5 protein-coding genes and 1 pseudogene are annotated in these 5,205 nt (G+C 65.2%); 4 read left to right on the top strand and 2 right to left on the bottom strand.

The features are described from left to right. Positions 1 to 239 (bottom strand): annotated as a pseudogene (locus tag A2Z13_04380) (hypothetical protein). 152 nt (positions 240 to 391) lie between these two features. Here A2Z13_04380 and A2Z13_04375 point away from each other — a divergent pair. Together A2Z13_04375 and A2Z13_04370 are read left to right on the top strand one after the other, a co-directional pair. Further along, the gene (locus A2Z13_04375) at positions 392 to 1,909 is read left to right on the top strand and encodes a hypothetical protein (GenBank protein OGP79127.1); all 1,518 of its coding nucleotides are present in this window, start codon (positions 392 to 394) and stop codon (positions 1,907 to 1,909) included. A 25-nt stretch (positions 1,910 to 1,934) separates the two neighbouring features. Beyond that, on the top strand, positions 1,935 to 2,615 hold the full coding sequence (locus tag A2Z13_04370; GenBank protein OGP79126.1) for a hypothetical protein: 681 nt from the start codon (positions 1,935 to 1,937) through the stop codon (positions 2,613 to 2,615). Between the two features lies 1 nt (position 2,616). Here the strand turns inward: A2Z13_04370 and A2Z13_04365 are convergent, their stop codons facing one another. Then, the gene (locus tag A2Z13_04365) at positions 2,617 to 3,288 is read right to left on the bottom strand and encodes a hypothetical protein (GenBank protein OGP79125.1); all 672 of its coding nucleotides are present in this window, start codon (positions 3,286 to 3,288) and stop codon (positions 2,617 to 2,619) included. Positions 3,289 to 3,430: 142 nt separating this feature from the next. Here A2Z13_04365 and A2Z13_04360 point away from each other — a divergent pair, with 142 nt between their 5' ends. Further along, a complete protein-coding gene (locus A2Z13_04360; protein ID OGP79124.1) occupies positions 3,431 to 4,318 on the top strand; it encodes an ATP phosphoribosyltransferase in 888 nt (295 codons plus the stop codon). 326 nt (positions 4,319 to 4,644) lie between these two features. Continuing rightward, entirely contained in the window at positions 4,645 to 5,169 is a 525-nt protein-coding gene (locus tag A2Z13_04355) for a hypothetical protein (GenBank protein ID OGP79123.1), read from the top strand. Positions 5,170 to 5,205 lie beyond the last annotated feature (36 nt).

Below are 5,205 nucleotides of genomic sequence, written 5' to 3'. Positions count from 1 at the left end.
ATCTCCTCCCGGGACGCGCCGGCCGACGAGGCCCCCTTGGCATGGACGTCGATGCAGTACGGGCACTGGATGGCATGAGCGACCGCGAAAGCGATGAGCTCCTTGGTCCTCTTGCTCAGGGCTCCTTCGGCAAACGCAGCGGCGGACCAGGCGTTGTAGGCTTCGAAGGCATCCGGAGCGTACTCCTTGAGATCGGGAAAAGCGGTGAGATCCGTGGTGGTGTACAAGGGACGGGACATTGCAGGCGGTCTCCTTCCGGCGGAATGCATGGTCACAAGTTTAGCACGTGGGGACAGAGCGACCGGATTTCTGAGCGACCGGATTTCTTGACAACCTCCTTCCGCCCCAATAACGTGCTAAGAAGCGGATGGATTCGAACCGGGGAGCTTCTATGAAGATCGAACTCGTCGTCGGAGATATCCTCCGGCACAAGGCCGACATGCTGGTGGTCAACCTTTTCGAGGGCGTGAAAACTCCCGGCGGAGCCACCGGCGCGGTCGACGCGGCGATCGGGGGCGCGATCACCGCGGCGATCAGGGACGGCGACTTCCAGGGGAAGTGGGGGGATACGCTTCTCCTGCGGCCCGGCAAGGGAGTCGCCTCCACCCGCGTGCTGGTCCTGGGGCTCGGGAAAAAGGAGAAGTTCACGCCGGATCTCGTGCGGCAGTCGTCGCTCCCCGTGATGCGCGTTGCCGGGAAGCTCAAGCTGAAGGCGGTTGCGTCGGTGCTGCACGGTGCGGGCGCAGGGGGTCTGGATCCGCAGACGGCGGCGCGGTTCGCCGCGCTGGGCGTTGCGCTCTCCGGCTACGAATACGATCGATACAAATCGGAGAAGGCGAATCGCGTGGAGCGGTTCCAGTGGATCGAGCGCAACCGGGCGCTGGCCGGGCGGGTCAAGGCGGGCCTCGACGAAGGCGCCAGGATCGGAGAAGCGATCAACTGGGGGCGGGATCTCGTTGCCTCCCCGCCGGCGGACTTGCGTCCGGACGGACTGGCGCGGGCGGCAAGGGCTTTGCCGGGCAGGCTCGGGCCGGCGGCTGGAAGGAAGATCCGCGTCCGGGTGTACGGAAGGAAGGAGATCGAGGGCTGGAAGATGGGAGGGATCCTGGCCGTCGGGAAGGGGAGCGCGGCTCCCCCGCGGCTGATCGTGGCGGAGTACCGCGGCGGGCGTCCCGGCCGCCCCTGGACGGCGCTCATCGGGAAAGGGGTGACCTTCGACACGGGCGGGATCTCGCTCAAGAAGTGGGAAGGGATGGAGAAGATGAAAACCGACATGGCCGGCGGAGCGGGGATGCTGGCCACGATCCGTGCCGCGGCCGCGCTCGGGATTCCGAAAAATATCGTCGCGGTGGTCCCCGCGGTGGAGAACATGCCGTCCGGGACGGCCTACAGGCCCGGGGATGTGATCCGGATGATGTCGGGAAAAACCGTCGAGGTGCTCTCCACCGACGCCGAAGGGCGGCTGATCCTGGCGGATGCCATCGCCTACGCGAAGAAGCGTTACCGGCCGGCCGAGATGGTCGACGCCGCCACGCTGACCGGGGCGTGCGTCGTGGCGCTGGGGAGCGTGACGATGGGGATGATGGGGAACGACGAAAGGCTCCTCGCCCGGATGAAGGAGGCTTCCGCCTTGTCCGGGGAGAGGGCGTGGGAGCTTCCTCTTTTTGAGGAGTACTTCGAGCAGATCAAGAGCGACATCGGGGATCTGAAGAATATCGGCGGGCCGGAGGCGGGGACGATCACCGCCGGATATTTCCTGAAGGAGTTCGCCGACGGCACCCCATGGGTCCACCTGGACATCGCCGGCGTGGCGTGGCGCGAAAAGGATCGAATGGGATATGCGGCCGGGCCGACGGGGGCGCCGGTCCGGCTCCTGGTGCAATTCCTGTCGAAAGAGGGGAAGGGGTAACGCTCCTTGACCCCCGGAGGCATCGATGGCGAAGACCCCGCCGCTTTCGCCGGATGACCAGCGGTTCATCAGTTGCCCTTACTGCACCATCCAGATTCCGGCCGAGGGAAAGGTCTGCCCGCATTGCCAGCAGGTCCTGAACACTCCCAAGAAGCTGGACCGCCCACCCGCCTTCCAAAAGGGATCCGACTTCCTGCTCCGATACCTGCGGGAGGAGCAGCGGGCGCTCCTGGCCGACCTGTGGGCCCGTTACGGCAAGTGGATCAAGGTCGCGGGGCCGGTGCTGGCCGCGGTCCTTCTCCTTTTCATCGTCTATGGAGTATGGGTGGGCTACAAGGTGCACGTTGTGCCGAACCCGGCGCTCACCATGAAGGTGAAGCACGAGAAGAAGGGGCAAACGGTCCTTCTCCAGGTGTTCGTGACGAACGAGGGGGAGGATGTTCCCGACCTTTCCCTGAAGTCGATCGGCGTCGTGACGGAGTTCGTCTACCGGGACGGCAGGCGGGAAAAGAAGACGGCGTTCCCGAAGGCCGAGTTCCGCGGCGAGGGAGCGCTGTTTCGCGGGGAAACCGGCGCCTTCGAGATCGAGGCATCCGCAGCGGGATTGAAGGAGGTCGTCCTCCGGAGCGAGATCGTGGACCTGGGAACGGGAAGGAGGCTCGTCCCTCCCGGTGGTACGTGGAGATACGTACCGGAGAAGAGGTGAGTCAAGGGGGGCCGGGCCGGACCCATCTCCGAGTCCGGGGGCAGGCGGGGCGCGAGTGCGTGCGGGCCCACCGGCGCAGTGCCGCGAGGTCGTCCGCAGTATCCACGTCGGACTCCACGGGCAGGAGGGCGTAGGTCATCCCCGCCTGTCGGCAGCGCGAAAGGAGCGCAGTCAGGACCGTCGGGAGGCTCCACTCGATACCGTGGAACAGGGACGGGGCGTGCGCATTCAGGCCGACCAGGTAGAACCCCCCGTCACCGGCGGGTCCGAAAACCGCGTCTGCGGCGTCGGCAAGCTCACGGAACGCGGACCGGATCCTCGCCGCCGAAAGAGCAGGGCAGTCGGCTCCGATGACCACCACCCTGCGCGCCCCGTCCGCGAAGGCCTCCCCCACCGCCCGCGCCATCCGTTCCCCGAGGTCGTTTCCCGCCTGTTTCCGCAACAGGAAGCACGAAAAGGAAGCGGCAAGGAAAACCGCCTTCCCTCCCGGCGGCGTGTGGAAGAGGTAACGCCGAACCCCGCGCAGGAGGGTCGTTTCGCACGCGATGTCCTCCAGCAGGCAGGCGTAGAATTCCGCGGCCCGGCGGTGCGACAGGGGCGGGCACATCCGGGTCTTCACCTTCCCCGGCAGAGGGGCTTTCGCCATCAGGATCAGGGCGTCCTCGCCGCGCATACCCTCCTCCCGGAGTGAGGCTCCCATCCGGCGTCCATTCTACACGCGGTGAGGAAGAGGAAGCGATTCCGATTCCCGATTGCCTTGCTCCACTCCCGCAAGTAGAATACCTTTTCCAGGTTTTTTCCCCAAGAGGAAGGCCATGAAGGAGAAAGCGATCAAGGTGCTGAACATCGGGCTGCCCAAGGGGAGTCTGCAGGAGTCCACGCTGGCCCTGTTCCGCAAGGCCGGGTTCACCATCACGGTGGGATCCCGCAGCTACATTCCCTCCATCGACGACGAGGAGCTCTCGGGACTCCTGATCCGAGCGCAGGAGATGGCGCGTTACGTCCAGGACGGCATCCTCGACCTGGGGTTGACCGGCCGGGACTGGGTCCTGGAGCAGAACGCCAAGGTGAAGGAGGTATGCACTCTCCAATACGCCAAAGGGGGGTTGCGGTCGGTCCGGTGGGTGGTGGCCGTACCCAACGATTCGCCGATCCGGCGCATCGAAGACCTGAGAGGCAAGCGCGTCGCCACCGAGCTCGTGCAGTTCACGCGGAGGTTTCTGAAAGAGCGGAACATCAACGCCCGGGTCGAGTTTTCCTGGGGGGCGACGGAAGTGAAGGCGCCGCGGCTGGCGGATGCCATCGTGGAGCTGACCGAGACGGGAAGCTCCCTCCAGGCCAACAACCTCCGGATCGTCGAGACGATCCTGGAATCGACCACCGTCCTGATCGCCAACCGCGACGCATGGAAGGACCCGTGGAAACGGCAAAAGATGGAAACCATCGCCCTGCTCCTCACGGGCGCTCTCCGGGCCCAGGAGAAGGTCGGGTTGAAAATGAATGTCGCGCGCATCCACCTGGATCGGGTTCTCAAGGTGCTGCCGGCCCTGCAGAACCCGACGATTTCGTCCCTGAGCGAGGCGGGGTGGTTCAGCCTCGAGGTGATCGTCGACGAAAAAACCGTCCGGGAGCTCATCCCCGTGCTGAAGAAGACGGGCGCGTCGGGGATCGTCGAGTACCCCCTCAACAAGGTGATCCCGTAGTCCCATCCGATCTTCTCGGAAAGGCACTCTCGGCGGCGCACGCCGAACACGGGGGCGGGCCGCTCTCCTCCGACCCTGTCGAGTTCGCCCATCGATATCGCACCCCGGAGGACATCGAGGCCGCGGCGTTCATCGCCGCATCGTTCGCTTTCGGAAATGTCGCCCAGATCCGGGCGTTTCTCGAGCGGCTGTTCTCGGCGCTGGCTCCATCCCCGCATGAAGCGCTCACCGGGCCGGGGGGTCTCCCCAGGAAACGGTTCTCCGGGCTGCGCCACCGGTTCATTTCCTCCGCGGGAGTTCACCGGTTTCTCGGATGTGTGCGAGCGGTGTACCTCGAGCATGGAAGCCTGGAAACCCTGTACCTGCGGGGGATGGAGGCCTCCGGCCCCGGGACGCGCGAGCGGCTCGCCCGTTTCCTCGATGGATTTCGTGCGAAGTGGGGCCCCGGTCTTCCCCGCCAGAGGAATTTCCTCTTCCCCGACCCGCGGAAGGGGTCCGCCTGCAAGCGTCACAACCTGTTCCTGCGCTGGATGGTCCGTGGAAAAGACGGAATCGACCTCGGGATCTGGACCGTCCTCTCCCCGCGGGAACTGATCGTCCCTCTGGATACCCATATGGCCCGGATGGGCCGGTGGATGGGATTGACCCACAGCCGAACGCCGTCCTTTCGGGTGGCCGAGGAAATCACCGGCGCTTTCCGTGCCGTCTGCCCCGAGGATCCGGTGAAATTCGACTTCGCTTTGACCCGCATCGGGATCCTCGGGAAATGCACCTTGCGGCGTTCGGGCGAGTGTGATTTCTGCGCCGTGGCAAGGGCGTGCGCCAGGCGGAAAATCCCGCGAAGAATTTGATATTGCCGTTCTTTCCCCCTCTGCGATAGATTTGGA

This window comes from Deltaproteobacteria bacterium RBG_16_64_85, from assembly GCA_001798885.1.
Taxonomy (GTDB): Bacteria; Desulfobacterota; Deferrimicrobia; order Deferrimicrobiales; family Deferrimicrobiaceae; genus FEB-35.
This window is presented reverse-complemented; position numbering and strand designations above follow the sequence as displayed.

What these genes read in the sequence shown, in the direction of transcription:
- A2Z13_04375 (OGP79127.1), top strand. Translation starts at nt 392, where the DNA reads ATGAAGATCGAACTCGTCGTCGGAGATATCCTCCGGCACAAGGCCGAC.
- A2Z13_04365 (OGP79125.1), bottom strand. Translation starts at nt 3,288, where the DNA reads ATGCGCGGCGAGGACGCCCTGATCCTGATGGCGAAAGCCCCTCTGCCG.
- A2Z13_04370 (OGP79126.1), top strand. Translation starts at nt 1,935, where the DNA reads ATGGCGAAGACCCCGCCGCTTTCGCCGGATGACCAGCGGTTCATCAGT.
- A2Z13_04360 (OGP79124.1), top strand. Translation starts at nt 3,431, where the DNA reads ATGAAGGAGAAAGCGATCAAGGTGCTGAACATCGGGCTGCCCAAGGGG.